The following is a 25,751-nucleotide window of genomic DNA, read 5'->3' as shown; positions in this document are numbered from 1 at the left end:
GAGACCAGAACGGTCAGCTCCGGCGCTTCAGTCGGAGGGGCATCAGGGGATTCAAATGGCGGATCTTCGAGACGATATCCAGAGTTCGGATGTCTGATCCCCGTTGATTCAGCTCATCGTGTATCTGTGCGCCGCTACAGCGAAGAGGAGTAGTCGAAGATCAGGCGCTTGGCCGCTCGCGCACCCTGAGCGCATAGGGCCCTTCGCGAGCCCCTGTGCGTTGATGTTGGAGTGTCAAACGGTGATGCACGGCAGGCCTCCGCCCGTAATCGCGTCATCGATCCATGGTGATCTCTTAAGAGTCTGCGTCCTGTCCAAGTAAATGGACCCGCCCTGAGCAACAATGCAGGTGATGCGTCGAAAGTATCGTGGCAAATCTAGCCGGATTATTCTAATCAAGCGCCTCCCGAGCACGCGTGAACTCAGCGCGTCGGCTCACGCACGTGGGTTTCTTGCTCCGTCCCTTCAGTAACCGGCCCGCGGCTGGCTTCGCGATTGAGCAGCGCGGGAATACTGGTGGCTGGAACGGGACCGCTGAACAGGTAGCCTTGTCCTTCTGTGCAACCATTGGACACCAGATAGACGAGCTGGCGTTCGCATTCGACTCCCTCGGCCGTGGTCGTCAAACCAAGCCCTTCAGCGAGGCCGATTATAGCACGAACGATCACCCGGCAGTCAGTGCTGTCGTGGAGATGTGACACGAAGCTGCGATCGATCTTGATCTTGTCAAGACGAAACGAAAGCAGCTGGCTAAGCGTAGCATAACCTGTTCCGAAATCATCGAGCGCGATGCGGACGCCGGCTAGACGAAGTGCGTCAATCACGGTCTTCGCAGCCCCGCTTCTTTCCACAAACGCGCTCTCTGTAATTTCAATCTCCAGGCGGCGCGGACTAAAGCCGGTTTGCTCAAGGACAGATATAATGCGCTCTCCAAGCGCGGAGTCCCGCAACTGAACAGGCGAAATGTTGAAGGCAAGCGAAAAGGTCTTTGGCCACGCAGTGGCATCAAGACACGCGCGCCGAAGAAGCTGATCTCCAAGAGCGTTGATGAGGCCGGTTTCTTCTGCAATTGGAATAAACACGTCAGGCGGGATAGGCCCAGTTGTCTTGTTCTCCCAACGCGCCAACACCTCGAACCCCACGATGCGATTACTTACGAGTGAAACCACCGGCTGGTAATGGGGCTCGATAATATTCGTTGCGACAGCGCTCCGAAGCTCACGCTCAATATTGATGCGCCGCTCGACATGCATGTCCATGTCCGGTTCAAAAAAGCGAACACGCGACGCGCCGTCGCATTGCGCGCGATAAAGTGCGCGTTCTGCGCGCCTGACCAACTCGTGGGGAGTGACGCCATCAAGCGGAGCGATGGCGATGCCAATTCCAAGACTAAGCTCGGCTGCGCCAGTCTCAATCACCAAACTGTCGGCGGCAGACACCACGATACGGCGCGCCAGATTGGCGGGATCCTCGAGGGAGCTAATGTTGGGCAGGACGATCCCGAATTCGTCGCCTTCGATCCTCGCCAGGAGACCGTCCTTGGGCAAGATGTCGGCAAGCCTTGTGGCAAACTCGCAGAGTGCCTTGTCTACCGCTGCATAGCCGTGCGTATCCTTGATCCGCTTCAAGCCGTCGAGGCCGAGCATCAGAATGGCGACTTGATGCGTGTCGGTGGCGAGGCCAACGTACACATCAAGTGTGTAATCAAACAGGCGGCGGTTTGGAAAGGCAGTCAATGGATCGTGCCGCGCCGGATCGCGGACTTCTCCTTCTGTGATGGTTTGTGTGTCAGTTCCGCGGGCAAGTTCTCGATAGCGCCGAACACTAAAAATTGTGAGCCCAATGCTCAGCAAGAATGCAACGAACGCGATGAATATAATGTCGTCGAGTATCGGATTCACATAGCGCTGTCCCAGCTGCGCTAAACGAGGGCCAAGCCCATAGACATGCGCTAAGAGTGAAGCGAGAACGACGCCGCCGAAGAGAGCAATGAAATCCCTCGTGGCAGAACGGCGCCAATCGAAGTGCAATACGCGCAATCGTGGAGTTGAAACTCTCATCTCAGTCGAACCGTCGCAACGCACGGTGGCCCAGCGAGGGTCTTGCTCGCAGCATGATTGTTGAGAAAACCAGATGTTGCGCCGATTGCGGAACTTCAGTAACGGCTTCGCAAGCAGCAATGAGCCATCGGGTCGTGATAAGGTGCTTCCCGGAAAAGTGGCGGTCGAGCGACCGGCAAGTTCGCGCATCGTTAGTGCGGCCTAAGCAACGAGCTATATCCTGAATATGCCGCTTCAAGACGTTGATCACCCTGGAAGCGCCAAGGGAGGGCGCTAGTTCACGTGCGATAGCAATCAGCGCGACCAGGTGCCTACCGGTCGTGCCTCGTGATCCGGAGCTTCTGCCAAGTGCCTGGCGAGCGGATTGATGGTCGCGGCGCGCGCCAAGGGGCGGCCGCCTTGGCGGGGCGAGGCGACCGCCAGCTGAACGCTCGATGGAACGGCTGTCACGGACGCCGTTGTAGCAAGAAACCGACATAAGAGCTCCCGGCTGCTAGTGGCCGCAGCTTATTGCGGTGAGAACCGGCCTGCAAATGTTGCAATGGATGGACCATGACCGAATAGTTGTTAGTAGCGTTGCGGCTTTGGCTCGGAGAAGAGCGGACGGGCGTCCGCCCCAGACACGGGAGACGAAGTGAACGATGAACGTTATCCTAGGAGACAACCACACGGTTGCGGCCTTCAAATTTTGCGCGATAGAGTCGCTGGTCGGCGACGTTCAAGAACCCGTCGAGCGTGTCTCCATCGCGCCTGAACTCCGACACTCCAACACTGATGGTGACGCCGACCGATGGTTCGGCCCCGACATCGAATGCAGTGCGTTCGATGGCCGATCGAAGGCGCTCGGCGACCGCGCTAGCCGCGTCGAGCGTCGCCCCCGGAAGCAGTACCATGAATTCTTCACCCCCCACGCGCGCGACAGAGTCGTAAGGCCGGATTGCCTCCAGACACTTTCGCACGAATACGCGCAGGACCTCGTCGCCGACGCTGTGACCACGTGAGTCGTTTATATCCTTGAAATGGTCGAGATCGAGCGACAGCAGGGACAACGGAGCTCCGGTTCGCCTGGCCCTTGCGATCTCCGCGCCGATATGCTCGATGAAGTGGCGCCGATTCCCGGCACCGGTTAGTGGATCGGTTGCGGCGAGGCGCTCCAGCCGTTGATTGCTCAGTTGCACTTGCTGAAGCGCCTTTTGAGTGTCGGCCATCGATTTGGCAAGGCGGGCGGTCATTTCTTCCTGGCTATAGATGGTGGCGAACGATTGCGTTGTTCGGAACGCCCGGACGACGCCATAGCTGAGCAGAAAAAATCCGCCAGCAAAGATCGCGTGAGCCAGCCACCACATATGATTCCACGGCGCCGCCAAGATGAATGCGAGCGACGATAGCGCAAACCACGCGACAGAAACGCCGAAAACAAGCATGAGCGGCGAGTGAATCCGTCGCATGAGCAAGACGGCGACGTTCAGCGCACTGAATAGCAATGCGCCGCCCTCCATGGACAGGCGGACCACCGGGTGCCCAGCATAGGGTGAATAGGCGACCAGTGCGACAGCTAAGTCCATCGTAAGGAACAGGCCAATCCACGTCAGCCATGCGCGCGTGTCCGAGCGCTTCTCAAGCCCGTCTGACGGCAGGTTGTAGCTGAGTAGCCCGACGAGGAGCAGAATCGACATCGCCAGACGCGACGCTGGCCCATAGAGCAGAAACAGCCAAATGTTGCGATGTGCCATGCCGGTGAAGGCGCCGTGCAGCGAATAGATCAGCACGAAGGCCAGAAAACCAAGGGTCAACCATCGCAACAGAGGCTCGCCTGAAGACCGATAGCAGCGCCACGTCACATATGTGACGAACAGCCCCTCCAGGGTGGCGACGGCGATGGCGAATTCGTGGAACAGGTGGTCTTCAAACTTCAGCGCGGGATCTTGCTGGAAATAGAGGTAAGCGATGAACTGAGTGGGCAGCAGGGCGAAGCCGATAATGAGAAGGCTCGTATACGCCCGTGTGATCAGCCGCAGCGCGCTGGGCGGCTCGTGCAACATAAGATTGGTACTCATATGCTATACCGTCATTCCATGATGATCCCACGGGGGCCTTTCATGAACTCGTGGGGCCCCTTCTTCAAGCACCTTGGAGTCCTGCTGGACAACCATAGTAGAAGGCATCATGGTTCGCCTCCGCCGTAGGTTATCCAACACGCCGGCACGGGTGATGAAGCTGCACGGGCGCGGAAGTCACAAGAGTTACCTTTCCGTCCATCGGCTGCACTCATCCGGGCGGGGCTGCGACGGCGCCAGCATTGACTTGCCATCCAAGAGCAGCCAAGTTCGCCACTGCGGGATCGTCGGCGACGTTGCGGGTTAGGTGTTCGAGCCCACCACGTTCGTATCGTGCGTGTTCAGGACAGTATCCCAGCTGCTGCCCTTCACGATCTACGACCCGTTCGAAAACGCGCCATCGAAGGATGAGGAAATCACGAGCCCATTGAGGAAGGGAGTCTGCGTATTACCTTACTCAATCGTCTGCTTGCCACCCACTGGTAGCGCCGCTGTGACGATCGGCGCGGACTGGGTTCGGCTCGGAGCCAACGCGCGTGATGAGCAACACCGTAAGTGTCAGGCCGCTTTGATTGATGAGTTTCTTGTATGCCATCTGTGACCTCCGTTCTGCGCGTGTCCCAGGGCAAAATGCGGGACAGAAGTTCCACTTATATACATGAGCTGGCTTAGCTAACCCCCTGCCAGATCTTGTAGGCGGCCGAAAATTCGAGCCTGCAAGGACTGGGCATGTCACTTTATGCCAAGCGGCTGGAGCGCGGCTGCTTTTTGTGGCCGTCGTCGGCGGACGGCGTGGTGACAATCACCCCAGTTCAGCTTCGCTACATGCTGGACTACCCATGCCCAGCAGCCTTCGCAAAACGGCTGATGTTGCCGGTAAGTAAGGATACGCTGCTGCGCGTGGTCCGGCGCCGTCACCGTCCCGGCTGGCCCGCTCAGGGTTATCGGATTGTAGATAAGCTGGGCCACTGCCATCGTTCCAGCACGGCCGTATCGGCCGCGCGACAAAGCCTAGGTCGAAGTCGGCGTCCAAATCGTCGGGCGACGGATTTTGGCGCGTCTAGGCAACCGCCGGTTCTTCTCGCTGGCCGTCCTCAACGAGGCGATCCACGCACTGCTCGTCGATCTCAACAACCGACCGCTATGGAGCTGGGCGCGAAGCCGGCGCGAGCTGTTCGAGGAGCTTGACCGACCGGCACTGACCCCATTACCCGACGAACCCTACGAGTCCGCTGAGTGGAAGCGCTGTCGGGTGAACCTCGAATATCATGTCGAGCTTGCCAAGCATGACTACAGCGTGCCTCACAACCTCGTGCATGAAGAGGTCGAGGCACGGATCACGCTAAAAGCCGTCGAGAGCTTCCTGCGCGGCAAGCGCGTCGCCTCCCGTCTGCGCAGCACTCTGCCGCATCGACCAACGACGATCGACGAGCATATGCCAAGCTCGCATCGCCGCTACCGCGACTGGGCTCATGAGCGGATTCGTTCTGAAGCCGCCAAGGTGCGCCCCGAGGCCGAGACGCTGATCGACGTCATCCTGCGGTCGCGACCGCATCCGGAACAAGGCTTCCGCTCGGCCATCGGCATTCTCGGGCTGGTCAGGCGCTACGGCGAGGAACGTGTCGACGCCGCCTGCGCCCGTGCGCTGCTGCTTAATGCCCGTTGCTACAAGTCGGTCGCCGCCATCCTCAAGAACGCCGCCGACAAAACCGCTCCTCCTGCCCAGGAGGCGCCCGTCCTCTTCCACGCCAACATCCGCAACCGCAGCTACTACAACTAATCAGGAGATCATTGTGCTCATTCATCCGACCGTCGACCGCCTGCGCGCGCTCGGCCTCACTGCCACGGCCGATAACCTCATCGAACTGCAGAACAATCCCGAGGCCGCCGAAATGCCACACCCCGATTGGCTTGGTCTCGTCGTCGATCCCGAGGTCACCGCCCGCGACAACCGCCACCTCGTACGGCGCTTGAGCAATGCCAAGCTCCGCCAGGCTGCCACCCCCATCGAGAATGTCGACTTCGCACCGCTCGTGGTCTCGACCCCTCCTCCTTTCAAAGCCTCGCCACTTGCCAATGGATCTGCGAGCACCACCATCTCGTCATCGTCGGTCCGACCGGTACCGGCAAATCTTGGCTGGCTTGCGCGCTCGGCAACAGGGCCTGCCGCGATGGCTTTTCGCTCCTCTACGAGCGCGCGCCCCGCTTGTTCGCCGATCTCGGCCAGGCGCCTGGCGAAGGTCGTCTTGCACGCCTGATCGCGGCGCTGGAGCGCGTCAATCTACTCATCCTAGACGACTGGGGCCCGAAGCACTCACTGCCGACCAGCGCCGTGATTTACTCGAGATCGTGGATGATCGCTACGACAAGGCATCATTGTTGATCACAAGTCAGGCCCCCGTGGCGCAATGGCATGACGTGATTGCCGATCCCACATTCGGCGACGCCATATTGGACCGCATCATTCACAATGCCCACCGCATCGAGCTCAAGGGCGACAGTGTGCGTCGTTGGGCCGACGATTGGACAGCAGCGTGACCACCGCGCGGCCGATCGCCCCACCGACCCACAGGTCCCTCCCGCGCACGCCGCTGCGTCGCTCGTGAGGGCCACTCCGCGCGCACGCGGGTCCCTCCCATGGACCGCTGGACCGATCTCCAAACCCTCCCGCCCGTCTTGACGAGGAAGACCATTTCCAGCACACATAAACACGTCAGTCGTGTTCGCCTCCGCAAGTGATCACCATCGTCTGGAAACCGTGATCACGATGGCCTGGAATCGCTGATCGCAATCCCGCGGCCCCGCCACCGGATATAGCGAAAAGACAGTTTAAGTATCAAATTCCCCGCTGGTGTTCCGTCAGGAGAACACCATGTTCAACAATTGACAATCCTGGCAGCTATGGAGAAAGGCGCGGAACCGCAGATCATCGCGGCCGCGAGATGGATGAAGCCAATAAAGTTGACGGTTCGCCCGTCATAACAGGATACCGGACGCCAAGCCCAAAGAGCAGAAGCCGCGCCCGATGCTGTTGCGCTGACTTCCGCGAGGATCGCATGCATAACAGCCGATTGCCGAGCGCCGCTTCAGCATCAGACGGCGGCCGTTCGCTTTGATCATTTCCTCGGAAGGCCAATGTATAGCCGCGCCTGCGAAGCTCTGCCTCGGACCTATTGAGTGTTTCGCAAATGGATTTCGCAGGCGCGCCCGCATCAACAAGCTCGCGCAGCAGTTCGTCTTGTCGTTCCGTCCAGCGACAAGAGTCGAGAGTCAACTTCAATCCACCTTTTAGCTTCGAGATCAGGCGGTTCTGAAGAAGAGTGCTATCGGCCAGAGCGTCGCCTTTCATAGGGGCGCCTTTTTAATGTCCCAGTCATCGCGCCGGCCTCAAAAAAGGAATGGCAGGCGAGGCGTTCCTTGGAAAGCTATACGTTGGCATAGCCGAAGCTCCGGGTCCTCTGCCAACGAGAGTTTCGCGCCATCGAAATTCACCCGGCCATGGCGCACGACCTGTGTGAGATGGCAATGCGGGCAGGAATTGCCTTACCCCCGTTAGACCAGATACTCGCCCCGCGATGAGCGGCCGGCCGCAACGAATTATGTCGTCAGCTACACCAGGAACTTGAAGCACGAGTCAACAGCTATCGCCGCGATAGGCTATTGCTAGAAGAAGTTCGCTAAGCGCGCTGTAGCGGCATAATCAGCCGAGTTCGGCCCGTCCGCCTTAAGACATGCACGTCATGAACGCAACCACGGCATGCAGTCAACATGCAAGGCATGCGACCGTTTTCGCATCAACGAACGAGTGCACCGCGTTTTTCTGTTGGCACCCTTATTGCTGCGATACCGCGAGGCTCAAATGGCCTGAGGTGCATCAGGACCAAGGCGGGATTGCCTTCGCCAAAGCGCGAAAAGGAGCGAAGATGCCGAACTTTCTACGAGCGACCCAAACTTCGTGCTCGGAGTAGAGGTCGTTTCCCAAGGAGTGGTGTAGCTGATTAGCAAAGCCGCTCGCGACGCGCGCCCCACATAGCGCCGTAGCGAGCGAGCGGCTTTGCGGGTGGTCACCGATGATTCGTCGGTAAGGTTTGGGTTGCGACACCAACCTGATTCGAGGAACCACCGATGACCGACGACATGATGAACCTGCGCGCGCTCGTGGAGAAGACCCCTGATGCCGATCTGTTGCGCGAGATGATCGGCTTTGCCGCCCACCGGCTGATGGAGCTGGAGGTCGAGGGCCTGACCGGGGCGGCTTACGGCGAGAAGAGCCAGGAGCGCCAGGTCCAGCGCAACGGCTACCGCGATCGGAACTGGGAGACCCGGGCCGGCACGGTTGAACTGCGCATCCCCAAACTGCGCAAAGGCTCCTACTTCCCGGGCTTTCTTGAGCCGCGGAGGATGGCCGAGAAGGCGCTCACCGCCGTGGTTCAGGAAGCCTACGTCCAGGGCGTCTCCACCCGCTCGGTCGACGATCTGGTGCAGGCGATGGGCATGAGCGGAATCTCCAAGAGCCAGGTGTCGCGGCTGTGCGGCGAGATCGACGACAAGGTGAAGGCCTCCCTCAATCGCCCGATCGAGGGTGACTGGCCCTATCTGTGGATCGACGCCACCTACGTGAAGGTGCGCCAGAACGGGCGCATCGTCTCGGTCGCGGTGATCATCGCGGTCGGCGCCAACAGCGATGGCCGGCGCGAGGTGCTCGGCATGGACATCGGCCCGTCCGAGGCCGAGACGTTCTGGACGGCGTTCCTGCGCAAACTGGCGCGGCGGGGCCTGCGCGGCGTCAAGCTCGTCGTCTCCGACGCCCATGAGGGGATCAAAGCCACGGTCGGAAAGGTTCTCAACGCCACCTGGCAACGCTGCCGCGTCCACTTCATACGCAACGCGCTGGCGCATGCCGGCAAGAGCGGACGGCGCGTCGTCTCCGCCTTCATTGCCACCGCCTTTGCCCAGGACGACGCGGAGGCGGCACGGGCGCAATGGCGGCGCATTGCCGATCAACTGCGTCCCAAGCTGCCCAAGCTCGCGGTGTTCCTCGATGAGGCCGAGGCCGACGTGCTGGCCTATATGAGCTTCCCGGCCGCGCACCGCGCCAAGCTGCACTCGACCAATCCGCTCGAACGCGTCAACGGCGAGATCAAGCGCCGAACCGAAGTGGTCGGCATCTTTCCCAATGAGGACGCCATCACCCGCCTGGTCGGCGCTATCCTGCTCGAACAGAACGACGAGTGGGCGGTCCAGCGCGGTCGCTACATGACACTGGAAACAATCACCCCGTTGGGCGATGATCCCGCCGTCAGCTTCCCGGCAATCGCCACCTGACCGATCCGGACCATGCCGGCGAACGCAGTGACCCGCACTCACCTACACCACGCCACGGGACACGATCGGAGTAGAGGAGCCCGGACGTGTCGAATGGAACGTCAACGTCGGTTCATTTACCGAAGAGTACAAGCGCCAAGCCGTTGAGTTGGCTTTGAGTGGGCGCTTCGATCGGGTCTGTTGCCAAGGAACTCGGTCTGCGTGACTCGGTGCTGCGGCGTTGGGTTGACAAGCTGCGGCAGGAGCCGACATCGGCGGCGTGGCGCCCCACCACGAAGGCGACGCCGATGTCGGCGGACCAGGCTTCGGAGATCGCCCGTCTGCGCCAGGAGAACGAACGCTGCGCATGGAGCGCGACATCTTAAAAAAGTCGATCGCGATCTTCGCCGGAACCCGGACATGAGCTTCCGCTTCATCGAAGACCATCGCGACGCCTATCCGGTGCGGCTGATGTGTGCCGTGCTCGAGGTCTCGCCGGCCGGCTATTCCGCCTGGCGTGATCGCCCGGTCAGTGAGCGGACCAAATCCGATGCCAGCCTCCTGGCCGCAATCCGGCAAGTCCATCAAGACAGCAGCGGGCGTTACTGCAGTCCTCGCGTCCATGCCATCCTGCGCAAGCAGGGACGTGGCGCCAGCCGTGGCCGGATCGAGCAGCTGATGCACCGGCACGGTGTCCGCGCCATCATGGCGTCGCCACGCCGGGGGCGCACCACCGACAGCCGTCACGACCTCCCGATCGCACCGAACCTGATCGCGCGCGACTTCACCGCTCCCGCCCCGAACCGGGTCTGGCTCGCCGACATCACCTACATCCCGACCGCGGAGGGCTGGCTGTATCTGGCGGCCGTCATGGATCTGTTCAGCCGAAAGATCATCGGCTGGGCCATGCAAGACCATATGCAGGTCGAACTCGCATCCGCGGCACTGACCATGGCCATCAACCAGCAACGGCCGCAGACCGGATTGATCCATCACTCCGATCGCGGCGTGCAGTATGCCTCACACGGTCCTCACCGGCGCCGGCATCATGGCATCAATGAGCCGCAAGGCCGATTGCTACGACAATGCCCCGATGGAGAGCTTCTTCCATACCTTGAAAACCGAGCTGGTCCATCATCGCGACTACAATACCCGCGCCGAGGCCCAGCGCGATATCTTCGCCTTCATCGAGGGCTTCTACAACCGAACCCGCCTCCATTCCGCGATCAACGGTTTGGTGCTTGTACTCTTCCGTAAAGGACCGACGTTGACGTTCCATTCGACACCTCCGGGCTCAATGAGCCTACTACAGGTGTCCACTCATTCGGAGGAGGTTCAGTGGGCACGCCGAGAGCCCGGGGCAGAACTCAGGATTGGATGAACTCCTGAAGCTTTATGGACCGCTGTTTTCCTGGATTTGCCGTTTCCGAAAGGATATCAATGGCCTGGAGCTTGGCGTCATGCTCCTCGTATGTGCCGAGCACGCGTTCGCCAAGTGCCAAATTGTGCACGGGATCGACAATCGAGGGGGAGTCGTAAGTTAGGAAGGTGGGTCCAGTAAACTTCTTCGCCAAGCTCGTCGCGTGGCAACATTCGCGCGGTGCACCGTTTGACGAGTTGCGTCACTGCGCCCATCCCGCTTATTGATAGGGGGGCAGATGCCGAAACCAAGTAGAAATACGTCCGCGCAGAAATCATCTGTTGCGAACTCGAGCTCACGCGCTGGTCTGGTTGAGCGGTAAGGGTCGGCAGACGCTTGCCCGCTGGACGCTCGAGCGTACCCTGAATTAGACCACCGTCTCTAACCGGTAATGTACGCCAACTTTTTTGGAGCACCAAGAACCTCTCGTCCCGAGGCGAGCGCTGCATCATTCGTTGTCACGTAGGTAAGAATTAAAAAGCCGGCCTCACCGCCGGGATCACGAACTTGAATTCCTGAAGAGCACTCCAAGTACGGCCCCACAGTGCTTGAGGGATAGCTCGCGACCGGCACAAGGGCGATTGCAGGGTTTGCTACGGTACTAATCCCTTCGGTAATAGAGAGGACACCTCGTGCCCCACGCTGAATACAAGGTTTATGGCTCGGTACCCGAGAAACGCGCTGCCACGGTCTTTGCTCCCAAGGTAGAGATGCGCATCAAGCGAAATACCTTTCACGTCGGGCATCGCATTCCTCCTCGCTCTTGAAGTGTTTAGGCGCAATCGAACATTCAGCTAACTCATCTCACCAAGACTACTCGGTTGTTGAGCATCCTGAAGAGACTGTGATGTGCAACTTCCAGTGCGGCTCGGTGATCCGTCGGCTCATAGATCCAGTGATCGCGATCGTCTTGCCCCCGACGCGTCCAGTTCTGCGCGTTGCACTTCGATTCTGTGCTGCAGAATGAGCTTGACGATTGTGCGTTCATTCCGGCGAAGCGTGCTCACCGAGGATGACGATAACTCGATAGGCCTCTCTATCTGTCGTCTGCGATCGATGCCAAGCGCCTCATTGGGTGTTATAAGACTCGCTCGGCTGCAGATGCCGAGTTGGAGTACGAGAGAAGGCCTTCGACAACTTTCGCCGCTTCTTCTGTTGCCTTCCCGCTTGTTTGATTGGCGACGCGGAGTGTCGAGAGTCCGACATGATCAAGCGGGAGATAAACGGATGAGGAGCTCGCATGGCTATCAAAGCTGTGTGTGGCTCGATAAGTCTTGATAAGTCGAAGCGCTATCGCTGTGCATGGCCCGAAAAGCATGCTAGCGGATACCCAGGTCGCGCGAAAAGGTCGTAACAGCTCCAGCAACTCTGCAAGAGTCGCGTGAGTTTGCGTTCGTATCAGAGTCTCGGCGCGCGGATTGCACAGAGTGGATACTCCAATTCGCAAGGCTCGGAGAGCTTTATGCGTTCTGCGCCCTACTCCCGCGGCCAGCCTCGAACAGCTCAGTACGTGCGCCTGTGCGGAACCGGCATTGCCTCGCGTGCAGTTCACGCCCATCTTCCGGAGGAAACTCGGTCGTGAATTGTCGGGCTCAACAAGGTGGCCCAATGTCGCGATGCTAATTCAACACTCCGACGATAACGCCTGAGCGGCGGACGCGTGTCCACGACGTGAAATCGTTATCGAGTTGGTTTTCGCGGCGAGTTGCGCGGCCACTACGCACAGCCGTTGGGCATTGCAGCGGGACACAGCAGATCGAACAGGGCTAATTGACATAGTGGATGTCGCAAGACCTTGCGCCACCACACTGATCGAGGAAGCAAAATTATGGGACGTCTCAGCGAAAAGGTCATTCTGGTGACCGGCGGGGCTCGAGGGATGGGGGCCGCTCATGCGCGCCTGCTGGTAGCGGAGGGAGCTAAAGTCGTGATCACCGATGTTCTTCGTAAAGAAGGAGAGGCATTCGCGGCCGGCCTTGGCACATCCGCGATCTATGTGCGTCAAGACGTCGCTCAGCCAGAGGAATGGCGCCGAGCGATCGCGGCTGCGGAGAGCAACTTTGGCGCGCTGCATGGCCTCGTCAACAATGCGGGCATAGCCAGTATTGCTCCTATCGAGCAGTTTCCACTCGAGCAGTGGACGAAGACCCTTGCTGTCAATCTCACCGGTGTATTTTTGGGAATGCAGACTGCCCTGCCCGCCATGCGCCGCGCGGGCGGAGGCTCGATCGTCAACATCTCGTCGGTCGAGGGGCTGAGGGGTAGTGCAGGGCTTCACGCCTACGTTGCTTCCAAGTTCGGTGTGCGGGGCATAACCAAGTCCGCTGCTTTGGAGGCCGCTGCGTCTGGGGTTCGCATAAACTCAGTCCATCCGGGGTTAATCAACACTTGGATGACAAAGGACTTCGATTCTTCCAGTTTTCCCATTCCGCTTGGGCGGGCAGCCGAACCGCCGGAAGTGTCGCAGGCAGTTTTGTTCCTGCTCAGTGACGAGTCCTCTTATCTTACGGGCTCCGAAATCGTCGTCGATGGCGGTCTGACGATCGGCGTCCCGTACAAGTGTCAGGCTCCCGAAAGCATCTTCTGACTACTGTCACATAAACGAGATCTGATCCTTTGCTCGCCCGGGCAAGCCCGCTGGTGTGGACAGCAAGACGCCGTGGTTCGTTGGTTCGAGCTTGGCGGCACTCTCCGGCGCGGCGTTCATGATCCCCGACGAGCATATGCGTGGCCGATCGCATTACCTTCTCGAGCGCTGAACCTTCCGGGTGGGGCGTTGGACGGTAGTTGGGACCCGGAAAGAGGGGTCGTCATCCGAGGTGATCCAGAGATGGAGGAACATTTCGAGTGCCTCTGGGATCTGTTCCGTTCGGTTCTACTGGCTGAAATACTCGGTCAGACGGCGATGGAAGCCGTCTATATCCTCCTCAGATTGAACGCGGCGTGCCCGAGGTATTCAATTGACCTATGATATCAGCAATCGCTAGCAGCCAAGGGTAGACTACGTGACGGCAAGGAAATTGAGATCCCAGGACCGGCGTTCCTACCCCAACATATTCTGAAACAGATTAGCCCAACCGAGCTTGGTGAACTGATGAATGAGTACCTGAGTTGAGGTGGGACGCTGTCTGACGTAGCGGACATCGGGCAACGGGCTGTGCCGTGCTTCTCCCGCGCGGTGACATTACCATCGACGTTGATGTCTAGAGAATAGCGCGCCCGGTGACCAGGTGGGGCTTTCCACTCCTGCCGCTGATGTCAACGGGCACCTTAGACGCACAATCGAAGCTGCCTAAATTGGGAAGCCTCGCGGATCGCGGCGATCTGCGCGCCAGGCAGGAGAATCGGCGCGGTCACGATCGGCGATATGGTGCTATTCAATACGCTTCTGCTTCAGCTCAATATGCTCTTTGAGACGGTCGCGAGGGCGATCTCTGACGTAGCGCGGTTGCGAGCCGACCTCATCCCTCTAGCTAGACTGTGGGCCGCACTAGAAGAGCGGCAAGCATCTCATGCTCACGATTTCAAGCCCTCCGCTGGCCAGCTCTCTTCCGAGAGCATTGGTCATGCCTACGACAACGGTCGCGGCGTTACTAACGTCTCGTTTAAGGCCGGGCGATCAGCAATACGGATGCATCGTCCCGGATGATCCAAGAGTGGCGAGACTGCTTGAGATTTTCCAACCCCCGAACGCTTTCCTTTCTCTCGATGGGAATCCGGGTCGGTTGATCTTCATTTTAAGCGCTGCCGTCCCCTCGAATGTCTTCCGGGTCCAGAACTTAACGGCCGCCAACCCCAGTGGCACACCCTCGATTGTAACTGCGAGGCTCGAATGAATCAGGATGCCGCAAACCGTGTGCGATCTGAGGCGGCCCGCCTTATCCCGTCCACTGTTTATGCTCTTGGTGATGCCGATCGCTTCTGCGGCGGCGCGATCACTTGTCAATTGGAAATGGCCGGCCAGAATGTCCGCTTCGCTGACCCGGTCATTAGAGAAGAAGCGGTAGGCGGCCTTGGTATTCGCCCAATCCTGGCAGACGAGCGAAATGCGTTGTCCCATGGGGCGTCCAATCTGCGTGAGCAGTTTGCGGAATTGTCGCCAAGCCGCTCGTCCCTAAACTCGCATCCACTACTCTCTCGATCAATCCAACATTCACCTTCCAAGGACCGCAAGCGGCCTTTTGCCGATCGATCCCTTAACGTCAGCCCCATAGAGCACCCCCTCGCGAATCAGGTGCTCAGCAAGGAATCACAAGTGATTCTTTCGATTCAAGATTTCGCCGATCAGCGGATCATCCCGAGTAGTCAAAGTTATGGGTAATTCAAAGCCTCACCGGATGCTTACGCCCTGTTCGAAGCTGCCAACGTTGTTCTCAGGCGATCAACCCGATGGTCTCCGATGAAGGCCTGGGCGGTGCGTGTTGCCCACCGGCAAGGAAGCAAGCGTGCAAAGGTCGCGCTGGCCAGAAAGATGGCTGACGACCATCCATATCAATCAGCTTAACGTCGCGCTTCCGAGCGCGATCTCCGTCGTAAACGTCCACGACTTGGTTTCTGATCAGATGAGCCTATGCATCGTCCATTATTGCCTTTGCGCTATGAATGATATGTAATGCGCACGCCCGCAGTAGGATACGCGATCTTTCAATCGATCAGCCTGACCTGGACGGCTCTGTACTTCGAGCGCTGTTGATTGAAGCGAATTTCGAAAGTCACGCGCGTGACCGACACCAGATCAGACCCTGCGCAGTCGCGAAGGTCCGATATGTGCACGAACAAATCCTCCTGGTCGGCATCGTCAGGAGAATGAACCCCCAGCCCTTTTCAGCGTTGTACGATACCACCGTTCCAGTGCGCATCTCTGCTTCCAATATCTTGCGAGCTGAGATCGCCGCCTGCTGCTCCGGAGCTGCGGGTGCACTTTCCGCCGTTAACTCGTCTCGAACGCGGAACTCGTGGATTGGCCATCTGCTCTCCCGCTTAGGTGAGGCTGATGCTGTGCTACTTACCTGCCTTCTTGGTGCCGTCGTCCGACATGACGGCGACGAGCGCGAGCGAATGAGCGCCACCAGTTGAGAATCCTGATCTGATTCACCTCGCCTCACAGCAAACCGGCGGGGCGCACCAGGCGCTAGCCGCAACGAGCCCGCCCCTAACTCACCGCATCTGGAACATTCGGTGATGCTGCCCAGAACCGAGCAAGGGTCGTGCTGAATCGAGAATTGGAGGGTCTGCAGGCGCTTCGTGTGCGTCAAATTTGTTCGCCTTGGTCTGAAAACTGATGCTCGGCACTATCCGTCCCTGGTGGTCCCGCCGAACTTCGGACCAATGCAGGATGACGCTGGCGTGTCCGATACCGGGGTCACTGATACGTCGGGGTCCACAATTTTAAAGGCGTCGAACTGTCACTTTCTCTTTCGCACTACTTTCGGCGAAAGTTCGACCAGCCTCACTGATCAGCCTGGTCGCTGGGGAAAGGCAAACGGAGCAAGGGCGGAATCGTTCTTCGTTTTCCCGCTTAATTCTAAACGGCGTGTACGTGCCACACGCCGGATGATTTGCGCGCCGTCAGCCTATTTCACGCCTTGCGCCTCTTAACTTACCGAAGACCGATGGCTGTGCCTGAGACGATCCAACATCTTCCAGCCTTCGCCAAACAATTTCGAGCAGGATTGCTCCGCAAAATCCAGGTGGCACTTCAGTAGCTCAGAGGGAGTTTTAGAGTCCGCGAGAGTCTTCATGAAGGTGGCCTGATCGTGCAAAGAGGAAGCAGCCAGCTTTAGCGCGTCGCGGAGCGACGCGGCGAACAGGTTTGCTGTCGCTTCGATGGATTTTTGCCATTCCGGAACCGTAAATGAAATGCGCGATGCAGCTGCGGTGCTTTCTCCAGTATCATCCGTGGGGCCACCGGCTCCAGGGCGCGATGCCTCGGCCAGTTCGGGCCCTCCACGTGGTCGCCGTTCGCGTTTTCCGTCTTCGCCTAAGGTCTCTGGCATTGCATATCTCCCGAAAAGATTGCTAGGAGCTGGGTGGTTCGCTGCAGGTTTTCGAGCACCAGAGGTACCACAACCATCAACATGTTGTACCTGTCTTATCTGGTAGCGTTGGCTGCGAGGAAGAAGCGCGACATCCGTTGGGGCTTCCGTCCTCAGAACATTGGAACGGTGATCCAACAGCGCTAATGTGGTGTGATCAGGTTGTGTGCCCAGGCGGACTCGGCCACTTTCCGGCGCATATACGTTGGAGAGACCAATATCGAACTGCTTAGCGGCTGCCGCCGCTAGGCGCCGCATGAACCCTCTGTGCGTCCCCAATTCTGCTGTTTCAGGAGTCCATCGCTGAGCTCGAAATTCTCTGCGGTTGTGTAGTGACAAGCGGCGCGTTTGATCCGGTCTGAAGACGGAATATTGAGCTAAGTGACCTTGCCCCACGGGCTTAATCCAGTGTGAAGTTCGCTCTGGCCCACGACAAGAACAGAGCATGAAGCGCAGCCGCCTTTCGGAAGAGCAGATCATCGGGATTTTGAAGTAGCACGAGGCCGGCGTTTCGGTCGCCGGTCTGTGCCGCAAGTATGGCGTCAGCGACGCCAGCATCTACAAATGGAGGGCCAAGTTCGGCGGGATGGATGTCTCCGAGGCCAAGCGGCTGAGGACGCTGGAGGACGAGAACACGAAGCTGAAGCAGCTCCTCGCCGACACCATGCTGGACAACGCAGCCTTGAAGGACCTCCTGGGAAAGAACTCGTGGGAAAGAAATGGTGACGCCCGCGGCCCAGCGGAAAGCTGTCGCCCATCTCCTAGACGCCTTCGGGATGAGCGAACGGCAGGCGACCTAAAGCACATCGGCAGACGCGATAGCCGAAGCGGAGGCGGCTGTTCCGGCTCTACCGGGAAGAGAGGCTTCCGGTTCGTCGCCGTGGCGGTCGCAAGCGAGCGATTGGGACCCGGGCGCCGATGACGGTGCCGATGGCGCCGAACGACCTCTGGTCGCGGCGCCTACGCCAACGGCTATGCTGCGCAAGTGTCCCTCCACCGCTGCCGAGCAGCCGTGGGCACGTGCGTCGTCGCGTCGGTTGGAAGTCGCCGCTTGGTCAGTGCCGTGCCAGCGGCGCCTGGTCCGCGCGCAGCAACGTGGCGACAATTCCAACACCGCACCTCCGGCGCGACAGACCACCATGAACTCGTCGAGGCCGAGGCAGTCGAAAACGACCGGCACCGCGCGAACCGTAACTGCTCGGAGAACCGCTCGGAGGTGCGGTTGATCGGTAAGCGTTGTTCTCAGGCCACAGCTTTGAGGTCGTGACGGCAATAGGCCCACGCAAGCGGATCGACGTCGCCCAGCTTGCAGGTTTATGCCGCCCGCCGAACTATGCCGAACAGGGCAGCCTCATTCCATTCGGCATAGTCTTGCCGTTAAGAGCGACTCGAGGAAGGCGAGTAGGCGGTCGTTCGGCTGGAGCGGGTTCGCTTGCCGCGCTCGCGCCGGTTAACGTAGTGGCGCAGCCCAGTTCTCGTCGTCGGATGCAATGGCACGAACGGCGACTTGCCGAACTTGGTCAGCCGGACCGTCAGCACGCCGGCGTCGAGGTCAACGTCATCACGCTCCAGGCCATCGCCTCGGATATACGCATGCCTGCAGCCGGACAAGGTATGGTAGCTCCATCGGCGCAGCCCGTCCGCTGGCGCCAGAGCCAGCGCTGCCGTCAACAACGCATCGATCTCCGCGTCGCTAGAGACATAGGGCTTGGCGCGGTGGACGCCCGGGCTGATGTCGAGGGGCGACACCTTCGTTCTCGGATCGAAGTTAGCGACAGCGCGCGAACCCGCGCACGTCGCTCAATCGCAGCGCCCAGGATGCATGACGATCGGGCGGCAGCGTTGCCCATTTCCATTGCCAGCTTCTTGGTGATGATCCTGGCATTGCGCTTCTCCATGAAGGCGACGAACGTCGTCCATGACCAGTTGGCGAGCGGACACAAGCTTCGCGTGCTCATAATGGTCGATACCTTCTCGCGCTTCTCGCCGGCGCTGGCGCCGCGGTTCACCTTCCGCGGCACCGACGTCGTGGGAGGTGCTGGAAGGGGCCTGCAAGGAAGTGGGCTTACCGGCAACGATCCGCGTCGATCAAGGCAGCGAGTTCGTGTCTCGCGATCTTGACCTCTGGCCTACCAGTGGGGCGTCACACTGAATTATAGCGGCCCGGCAAGACGACTGACACGGATATCGTAAACAAGCCCTATGTCGCAGAAGCCTTGCTTTGTCGGGATCGCGGCTTTGCCCGCCACCGGGACGTGAACCTCGTATACTCCTTCTCGGCGCATTCCACGCGTGCTCGTTCCTCGGCCCTCTTCGCGGGGATGTTGTATTCATAGGCCGATCTACGCTTGGCATGACTGCATTTCACTGATGAGTGAGCAGGGATTTCGCGCGATCATGAGCGCCGAATTCAGACGATCGTGAGCAGCCCGCTCCGGCCGAGGCGGTGATAGAGTCAGCGTTCTGGCTGCTCGTCAAGGGTGACGGTTTTGGCGTTGCGTTTTCGCATGCTTTCGCCGGCAAGCTGGAGGCGGTGAGCGTTATGGACGAGGCGATCTAGGACGGCGTCGGCTGTCTCCGATAACTTCGTGCCATGTGTCCACAGGGAGTTGGCGGGTTACGATGGTGGAGGCGCGGCCATGGCGGTCCTCGAGGACTTCCAGTAGATCGCGCCGCTCGGCGGCGGTGAGCACCGATAATCGTCCAAAATCAGAAGCTGGGCGCGGCCAAGGGTTTTGAGCAAGCGGGCATAGCGTCCATCGCCCCGCGCGAGCGCCAACGCTTCGAACAATCTTGGAACGCGATGATAGAGAACCGAGCGATTGTCGCGGCAGGCCTTGTGGCCGAGGGCACAGGCTAACCAACTTTTGCCCAATCCGGTCGCTCCGGTTAGGAGCAAATTCTCGTGCCGATCGATCCAGTTGCCACTGACGAGCTTGGCGAAGAGGGCCCGGTCGATACCCGCGGCGTGCGCAAATCGACGTCCTCCACGCAGGCATTCTGGCGGAGCGCGGCCAGCTTGAGGCGCGTGGTGAGCCGCCTGGTGTCGCGTTCCGCGGCTTCCCGGTCGACCAGCAGGCGGATGCGATCTTCGAACGGCAAGGCCTCGAGATCAGGCGATCGTCGCTGCTCCTCAAAGGCCTTGGCCATGCCGCTCAAGCCGAGCTCGATCAGGCGTTCGTGGGTGGGATGGTTGAGCATACAAGTCTCCTTGGCTTCAGTGGAAATAATCCCGGCCGCGGATGTTGCCGTGGCGCAGGGGTTGGTGTTCGGAGGGTTCGTCGAGAAAGGTGCGATCCAGGCCGTTCTGGAGGATGGAGCGGATCGAGGCGACGGATCGCGCCTTGATCAGAATGCCGCGCCGACAGGCTGCGTCGACACGCTCGGCGCTGTAGCTTTTGACCAACGACAGAATGCCGAGGCAGGTGCGAAAGCCTTGCTCGGGATGCGGCCGGGTGGCGATCACGGCCTGGAAGAAGGCGGGCCGATCCGCTCGCCGGCGGCGATCACACCGGCGGGCGTCCATTGGCCGTAGCGCAGATGGGCGCTGGGCATGTGGTCGGTGATGGTGGTGTGGCCGCGCCGGTTGGGCGCGCGAGCGTGGCTGGCGATCCTGCTGCCCTTGTGGAAGATCTCGACCGTCCTTCGTCAATGCGCGCATCGACGAGCTCACGGATGAGCCGATATGGCGTGGAATACCAGTGTCCATCGATCTCGATATGATAGTCGGGGCCGACCCGGCATCGCTTCCAGTGCGCGAAAGCGTAAGCCTGGTCCGGCAGCTCTATGAGCTTGGGGCTTGTCGAGTTCAGCGAACAGTTCGGCGCGGCTGGCGCCGAAGTCGCGCATCTGCCGGGCATTGAGTTCGACGACGAGCATTTTGATGGCTGCGTTTAGCTCCGCTAATGAAAAGAAGCGTTGGTTGCGTAGCCGCGCCAGAATCCATCTTTGGGCGACTTGCACCGCAACTTCGACTTTTGCCTTATCTTTTCGGCGCCGCGGCCAGGCTGCGAGAATGGCCGCGCTGTAATGGCCTTCCATCTCCGCATAGGTCGGTTGAGGCCGAGATCGTGGCGGTCGGATTGGTGACGGCGGCCTTGAGGTTGTCGCAGACCACGAATGTCGGCGCGCCGCTGAGGAAGGCGAAGAGGTTGATGTGGACCCAGACCCAGTCGGCGAGCCCCTCGCTTGGCAGGCCTCGGCGTAGGTATAGTTGGACGCACCCATCGCCGCGACGAACAGCTTCATCGACTGTACTTCCCCCCCACTTGAGGGGTCGATAACGTCGATGGTGTCGCCGGCGAAATCCACGAAAACCTTCTCGCCGCCCAGATGGGTCTGCCGCATCGAAGGCCGGGCTCGCCCCTTCCAGGCCTCGTAGGTCGTGCAGAACCATGTGTAGCCGAATCCATCGGGATGGGTGGCGCGATACTCATCCCACAGCAGCCGGGCGGGTCACGTTGCGCCGGCGCAGCTCCTTGTCGACATAGCCCCAGTCGGGAACGTACCGCTGTAAGCTCTGCGATGCAGGCCTCGGCGCAGGGAAAAGCAGCAGCTCCAGGTCTTCGTCAATCATTCCGGCCGGCAACGGCCAGTTCAGCCCGGCCGCCCGGCTCAGCGCACATAGCTGTGCGCAGCGCCGTTGCTGATGCCCAGGGTGTGCGCGATGGCTCGCTCCGGCAAGCCTTGAACATGTTTTAGGCGGAGAACCCCTTTGATCCGGCGCATCGACAATCTCTGGGTGGGCATCGGCCTTCGTTCACTGACGAGGCAGTTCCTAAGCCGGTTGAGTTGTCGGCCGAAGCGGGCTGAGCCGTTGAAAAGTTGCTCACGATCCCGCGAAACATGCAGCATGGCTGGTGGGTAATCCAGCGGGCGCAGTTCGACGCACGCGCGCCGCTCGCCACTGCACAACCGCAGAAAATTGCAAGCTAAGCAATGGCCTCCTGACCGCCGGAACCGAGAAGCCGACAGCGACGGTACATGCGGCGCAGACGCTAAAGCCGATCGAAATCGGTGTCTCCAACCTTTGTGCGCCGGCAAATGGCCAAGTCCGCCTGGGCACACGACGTGACTACACCCTTCATTGCATCGAGAGTCTTTGGGCGGCCACCCTTCTCGAGCTTCTTTCAAAACAATGCTGGGGCCCGCCGCCAAGCTGGTTGCGGTCGCGCATCTTCGGGCTGTCATGAGCCTGTCGGAACCGGCAGGCCTGTTCGATCGCAGCGCTGATGGAAAGATCTCCGCTATAGCTTCCTCCGGACGTGGCTCTCCGTGGTCGACTGCGCGATCTCGCCAACGAGCGGCGGCGCTTCGGATACCGCTGGCTATTCGTCTTGCTGCGGCGGGAGGGCGAACCGTCGGGGATCAACCGGATCTGCGGACTTTATGGCAAGGAACGGCTCACCACGGGCAAGCGTGGAGCCCGCTGATGCAGGGGATTTAAGCAGCACTTTGGATACCGTTCGGGTGCGTTCATGTATAAGGCTTGTTAATGCGACCGATGCCATGGCCGCTGACCCTGATGGAGATCGCGGCGAGGTCTCATCTACGGGTCGCGCTTGTTGCGCCTAAAGCTCTTCGAGCTTGCTCGATGTCCAGCTCCGCCGGTGTCCATCATGCTGTCATTTGCCATCACAACGTAAGGTGGTCAAGATACGCTGAAGGGTCAGGCCGCGAGCTTAGGCCCATAGAATTCCCCAATCGTCATCATCGCTCAGACGATCCGTGGCCAACTTGTTGGCAACGGCGACGACCATGGGCCGACGCCGTTCAAGCAGGGCTTCGATACCGCCACCTCCGGCCCAGGACCGGGCCCTTGGATACCGAACAACGTTGCGTGTTCCGATGTCAAGCCAGTACCTGAGATCGGAATCGCCCTGTTTCGTAATCCGATCTAGCCGGTCCGTCCCGCCGGTGGAATTCCGCTTAGGCGTCAGGCCAAGCTAGGCCGCGAACTCCCGCGCGGAGCCGAACATGGTCGCGTCCAGCATCCGACGACACATCACCGAACGCCTCACCGGCCGAAGACGGCTCGACAGGGACCGCGCCACGACTGAAGTGGCAACACGGTTTGTTGAGCCCTAGCTCCACAAGTTCCAGCTCGAACAAATGCACGCCGCCTTTGCGCCCTCGCGCATTTTGTCCGAGAGGACCGCGATTGAGCCGGGCTTCATCTCAATCCTGAGCTTCTTCTTTTTGGGCCGTTTCGTGCGTCATAAGCTCAAGTTCGAAGGCGACGTCCACATAGATAACGTAGCTGCCGCGCGACCGGCTGTGGTGTCCTTACCCGTATGCTCGAGAGAAGAAAATTACTGCCTGTCCGACTTAAAAGCCCCTGATCGACTTGAAAGCCGGTAGTCCTGGTCCTCCGCTTGAATGAGCAAGGTGGGAGCGGAGGTCAGGGCGTGCGCCGCGACCTTCAACGTGATGGCAGCCGACCATTTCTGGCAGGGTGCCAGCCGGAAACTTAGAGCGTAAGATGGTAGGCGACTTTCTCTCACCCGGAGAGCAGCACAATGGAACCTCGCATCCAAATCCTCCGGGAGCTTATTGAAGATCAAATTGAAGTCGTCGCGGCGGCCATCTGCGAAGGCAACGGCGCTTTAGAAGCCGAGCTTCGTTTGGAATGGCTTACGCGCGAGCTGGTGAGCGGGCAGCGCGTTTTTACTGACCAGAGCATAGCCTGAACGGGCTTTAGAGGCTGCAGTCGGCCTCTCGCATGCCTCGGCCCTTCTCTCAAGCAACCGCGCTCAAACTAAGAGCCTTCTAGGCCAAATGAGCTGCTGCCGGTTTGATGGACACCAGGTTAAGCTAATCCCACCTTGCGCTCGAACTGAACCGGGCTGAGATAGCCGATGGTCGAGTGCCTGCGGATCATGTTGTAAAATCTTTCGATGTAGTCGAACACATCGGCTCGTGCCTCGTCTCTGGTTCGGTAGATCTTGTTGGCGGTCCGTTCGGTCTTGAGCGACGAGAAGAAGCTCTCCATCGCTGCGTTGTCCCAGACGTTGCCGGAACGGCTCATGCTGCAGAGAATGCCGTGGTCGGCCATCAAACGCTGGAACTGCTCGCTGGTGTACTGACTGCCCTGGTCGGAGTGGTGCAACAGGGCGTCCGGCTTGCCGCGTCGCCAGACGGCCATCAGCAGGGCATCGGTTACCAACTGAGCTGTCATGGCGGCGCTCATCGACCAACCCACCACCCGGCGTGAGAACAGGTCGATCACCGCTGCGACGTAGAGCCAGCCCTCGGCCGTCCAGAGATACGTAAAGTCGGCGATCCACTTCTGGTTCGGCCGCTCGGCGGCGAACTGCCGGTCAAGGAGGTTCGCCGGCCCGGTCTCGAGCTGTCGATCGCCGCTGTCCTTCGGCAAGCGCCGGCGTCGCGGCCGCGCCCGCAAGCCTTGCAGGCGCATCATCCGTTCGATTTGGTGCAGGCCACAGTCCGCCCCATCGGCGAGCAGATCACGCCACACCCGGCGCGCACCATAGGTGCGGTCGCTCGCCATGAAGCTGGCCTTCACCTTGCCGCCGAGCTCTTCGTCGCTGCGGGATCTGGCGCTGGGCGAACGATTCAGCCAGGCATGGAAGCCCGACCGCGACACCCCCAGCGCATCGCATAGCCATGCCACCGGCCAGATCGCCCGGTGCTTCGCGATGAAGACGAACTTCATGTCGCTTCCTTCGCGAAGAAGGCTGCGGGCTTTTTTAGGATGTCCCGCTCGGCCTTCAACTTGGCGACCTCACGGCGCAACCGCTCGATCTCCTGCTGCTCCGGCTTCATCTGCCCGTGGCCGGGAAAGGCCTGCACCGGATCGGAGCCGAACTCTTTCACCCATTTGCGCAGAACGTTCTCATGAACATCCAGGTCGCGCCCGGCCTGCGCCACCGACACCCCACGCTCCCTAACCAGTTTGACCGCCTCGATCTTGAACTCGCGACTGAACTTCCGTGCACCTCCGGCTTCATGAAACACCTAATCTCGGTGTCCATCAAACCGGCAGCAGCTCAAAACCCGTTTAGTCGGGCGGGCGAGTCGCTCTCGGAGCTTTAAGGCGCTCAGTTGTTCAGTCGTTCGGCCGGGCAGTCGTTCAGCCTAAACGGTTTACCGGGAAATCGCAGAATTAGTGGCGGCGAGTCTGCCTAGGGTGGGATCGCGCTGTTGCGGCCAGTGCGTTGTCCTCCTTTCCGTGGTGAGGCTCTGTGCTTGAGAGGTCCGGAGCCTCACTGGCCCATCGCCAATCCCGTCAAGAGAGACCTGCCACAATGAACTACGAACCGTGGCCCGGTCTTTGCCGGCCTGGCTGAGGGCTTGCGAGCGCGCCATCGCGCCCGAGCCTAAGCCGAGCGAAACGATCCACCCCGACCCGGAGCTGCTAGCCGCAGCTGAACGACTTCAATTACTCATCACGGCTGAACGTCAGCGGGGCACCGACGAGAGCCTCGCCGCGCCGCTCCGAAGGCATGGCGGGCGCAGCATCATGCTTCTCGTGTTCAACTACCAAGACAGGTAAGGGTGACTTGGGGTCGCAGGCAGTGCGGAGACTCGGCGCTGTTCGGTTGCGTTGGAATCAGACACTGTCCCTATCCCCGCCCGCACCACCCTTTGACGTTTGCGGCAACGTGACTCGGCGCTTATCCCCCACGCATACACGGAGGAAGCGCTGTCCCTGCCACGAGCAGCCAACTCCCACACGGCCAGCCTCATAGCAGCGGAGGAAGCTGGCCGGGAGGTCATCGTCGTCGGAGGACGAGCCTGACTACTTGATCCCTGCCCACCAGTCGGAAGCAGCGAGGGCGCGGCTCGGAGCCGGTTAGCCATGGAGGCATCAAGGCCCGTATCCTGCCACACCCACGCTGCCGATGAGTTTAGC

The 25,751-nt window shown here is 60.0% G+C and carries 15 protein-coding genes and 8 pseudogenes; 11 read left to right on the top strand and 12 right to left on the bottom strand.

From position 1 onward, the window contains the following. Positions 1-422 precede the first annotated feature (422 nt). The 3 genes from N2604_RS07055 to N2604_RS07045 form a co-directional block, all read right to left on the bottom strand. A complete protein-coding gene (locus tag N2604_RS07055) occupies positions 423-2,249 on the bottom strand; it encodes a bifunctional diguanylate cyclase/phosphodiesterase (protein ID WP_245334225.1) in 1,827 nt (608 codons plus the stop codon). A 464-nt stretch (positions 2,250-2,713) separates the two neighbouring features. Continuing rightward, on the bottom strand, positions 2,714-4,117 hold the full coding sequence (locus N2604_RS39390; protein ID WP_124163412.1) for a GGDEF domain-containing protein: 1,404 nt from the start codon (positions 4,115-4,117) through the stop codon (positions 2,714-2,716). A gap of 457 nt (positions 4,118-4,574) precedes the next feature. After that, entirely contained in the window at positions 4,575-4,712 is a 138-nt protein-coding gene (locus N2604_RS07045; RefSeq protein ID WP_260374214.1) for a hypothetical protein, read from the bottom strand. Between the two features lie 134 nt (positions 4,713-4,846). On the opposite strand from N2604_RS07045, the pseudogene N2604_RS39615 reads away from it, so the two are divergent. From N2604_RS39615 to N2604_RS07025, 5 genes and pseudogenes are all read left to right on the top strand, one after another. After that, positions 4,847-4,897 (top strand): annotated as a pseudogene (locus tag N2604_RS39615) (hypothetical protein); the annotation flags it as partial. A 271-nt stretch (positions 4,898-5,168) separates the two neighbouring features. After that, positions 5,169-5,897, top strand: a complete 729-nt coding sequence (locus N2604_RS07040) for a Mu transposase domain-containing protein (RefSeq protein ID WP_260374213.1) — start codon at positions 5,169-5,171, stop codon at positions 5,895-5,897. Positions 5,898-5,910: 13 nt separating this feature from the next. Beyond that, a pseudogene (gene istB, locus N2604_RS07035) lies at positions 5,911-6,655 on the top strand (IS21-like element helper ATPase IstB). A gap of 1,587 nt (positions 6,656-8,242) precedes the next feature. Further along, entirely contained in the window at positions 8,243-9,442 is a 1,200-nt protein-coding gene (locus tag N2604_RS07030) for an IS256 family transposase (RefSeq protein WP_124163411.1), read from the top strand. A 93-nt stretch (positions 9,443-9,535) separates the two neighbouring features. Beyond that, a pseudogene (locus tag N2604_RS07025) lies at positions 9,536-10,649 on the top strand (IS3 family transposase); the annotation flags it as partial. A gap of 139 nt (positions 10,650-10,788) precedes the next feature. Here N2604_RS07025 and N2604_RS07020 read toward each other — a convergent pair. Further along, a complete protein-coding gene (locus N2604_RS07020) occupies positions 10,789-10,995 on the bottom strand; it encodes a hypothetical protein (protein WP_050996351.1) in 207 nt (68 codons plus the stop codon). 227 nt (positions 10,996-11,222) lie between these two features. Beyond that, positions 11,223-11,384: an acetoacetate decarboxylase family protein gene (locus N2604_RS07015; protein WP_244621071.1), complete on the bottom strand. Its 162-nt coding sequence runs from the start codon at positions 11,382-11,384 to the stop codon at positions 11,223-11,225. A 1,285-nt stretch (positions 11,385-12,669) separates the two neighbouring features. On the opposite strand from N2604_RS07015, the gene N2604_RS07010 reads away from it, so the two are divergent. Together N2604_RS07010 and N2604_RS07005 are read left to right on the top strand one after the other, a co-directional pair. After that, positions 12,670-13,428 (top strand): glucose 1-dehydrogenase, encoded by a 759-nt coding sequence (locus tag N2604_RS07010; protein ID WP_158669021.1) that lies wholly within the window; start codon positions 12,670-12,672, stop codon positions 13,426-13,428. Between the two features lie 72 nt (positions 13,429-13,500). Next, a complete protein-coding gene (locus tag N2604_RS07005; RefSeq protein ID WP_245333569.1) occupies positions 13,501-13,812 on the top strand; it encodes an oleate hydratase in 312 nt (103 codons plus the stop codon). A gap of 648 nt (positions 13,813-14,460) precedes the next feature. Here N2604_RS07005 and N2604_RS07000 read toward each other — a convergent pair. After that, positions 14,461-14,901 carry a transposase DNA-binding-containing protein gene (locus N2604_RS07000; protein ID WP_245333570.1) on the bottom strand — a complete coding sequence of 147 codons (441 nt, stop codon included), beginning with the start codon at positions 14,899-14,901 and terminating at the stop codon, positions 14,461-14,463. Positions 14,902-16,435: 1,534 nt separating this feature from the next. Beyond that, positions 16,436-16,837, bottom strand: coding sequence for a hypothetical protein (locus N2604_RS06995; RefSeq protein WP_036031912.1), 402 nt, complete (start codon positions 16,835-16,837; stop codon positions 16,436-16,438). A 484-nt stretch (positions 16,838-17,321) separates the two neighbouring features. Here N2604_RS06995 and N2604_RS06990 point away from each other — a divergent pair. Further along, a pseudogene (locus tag N2604_RS06990) lies at positions 17,322-17,830 on the top strand (transposase); the annotation flags it as partial. Positions 17,831-18,253: 423 nt separating this feature from the next. Here the strand turns inward: N2604_RS06990 and N2604_RS06985 are convergent. After that, positions 18,254-18,625, bottom strand: a complete 372-nt coding sequence (locus N2604_RS06985; RefSeq protein ID WP_199752318.1) for a hypothetical protein — start codon at positions 18,623-18,625, stop codon at positions 18,254-18,256. 153 nt (positions 18,626-18,778) lie between these two features. Here N2604_RS06985 and N2604_RS06980 point away from each other — a divergent pair. After that, positions 18,779-19,095: pseudogene (locus N2604_RS06980) on the top strand (transposase family protein); the annotation flags it as partial. 236 nt (positions 19,096-19,331) lie between these two features. On the opposite strand, the pseudogene istB (N2604_RS06975) reads toward N2604_RS06980, so the two are convergent. Together istB (N2604_RS06975) and istA are read right to left on the bottom strand one after the other, a co-directional pair. Continuing rightward, positions 19,332-20,077: pseudogene (gene istB, locus N2604_RS06975) on the bottom strand (IS21-like element helper ATPase IstB). A gap of 16 nt (positions 20,078-20,093) precedes the next feature. Continuing rightward, a pseudogene (gene istA, locus N2604_RS06970) lies at positions 20,094-21,625 on the bottom strand (IS21 family transposase). Positions 21,626-21,969: 344 nt separating this feature from the next. Here istA and N2604_RS06965 point away from each other — a divergent pair. Beyond that, positions 21,970-22,305, top strand: a pseudogene (locus N2604_RS06965) (IS3 family transposase); the annotation flags it as partial. Between the two features lie 252 nt (positions 22,306-22,557). Here N2604_RS06965 and N2604_RS06960 read toward each other — a convergent pair. Then, positions 22,558-22,767 (bottom strand): hypothetical protein, encoded by a 210-nt coding sequence (locus tag N2604_RS06960; RefSeq protein WP_244429425.1) that lies wholly within the window; start codon positions 22,765-22,767, stop codon positions 22,558-22,560. 627 nt (positions 22,768-23,394) lie between these two features. Between N2604_RS06960 and N2604_RS06955 the strand changes: the two genes are divergently transcribed. Further along, entirely contained in the window at positions 23,395-23,565 is a 171-nt protein-coding gene (locus tag N2604_RS06955; RefSeq protein WP_157786092.1) for a hypothetical protein, read from the top strand. Positions 23,566-23,684: 119 nt separating this feature from the next. Here N2604_RS06955 and N2604_RS06950 read toward each other — a convergent pair. After that, positions 23,685-24,853, bottom strand: a protein-coding gene (locus N2604_RS06950) for an IS3 family transposase (protein WP_124163409.1) whose coding sequence is annotated in 2 segments (ribosomal slippage) — positions 23,685-24,580 and positions 24,580-24,853 — 1,170 coding nt in all. Because the reading frame shifts where the segments join, the coding sequence is not laid out codon by codon here. Positions 24,854-25,751 lie beyond the last annotated feature (898 nt).

It is taken from the genome of Bradyrhizobium sp. CB1015 (assembly GCF_025200925.1).
GTDB lineage: Bacteria > Pseudomonadota > Alphaproteobacteria > Rhizobiales > Xanthobacteraceae > Bradyrhizobium.
This window is presented reverse-complemented; position numbering and strand designations above follow the sequence as displayed.

Excerpts from the sequence above, each read along its gene's own strand:
- N2604_RS07055 (WP_245334225.1), bottom strand. The coding sequence starts at position 2,249 with ATGCGCGAACTTGCCGGTCGCTCGACCGCCACTTTTCCGGGAAGCACC.
- N2604_RS39390 (WP_124163412.1), bottom strand. The coding sequence starts at position 4,117 with ATGAGTACCAATCTTATGTTGCACGAGCCGCCCAGCGCGCTGCGGCTG.
- N2604_RS07045 (WP_260374214.1), bottom strand. The coding sequence starts at position 4,712 with ATGGCATACAAGAAACTCATCAATCAAAGCGGCCTGACACTTACGGTG.
- N2604_RS07030 (WP_124163411.1), top strand. The coding sequence starts at position 8,243 with ATGACCGACGACATGATGAACCTGCGCGCGCTCGTGGAGAAGACCCCT.
- N2604_RS07010 (WP_158669021.1), top strand. The coding sequence starts at position 12,670 with ATGGGACGTCTCAGCGAAAAGGTCATTCTGGTGACCGGCGGGGCTCGA.
- N2604_RS07000 (WP_245333570.1), bottom strand. The coding sequence starts at position 14,901 with ATGGGACAACGCATTTCGCTCGTCTGCCAGGATTGGGCGAATACCAAG.
- N2604_RS06995 (WP_036031912.1), bottom strand. The coding sequence starts at position 16,837 with ATGCCAGAGACCTTAGGCGAAGACGGAAAACGCGAACGGCGACCACGT.
- N2604_RS06955 (WP_157786092.1), top strand. The coding sequence starts at position 23,395 with ATGGAACCTCGCATCCAAATCCTCCGGGAGCTTATTGAAGATCAAATT.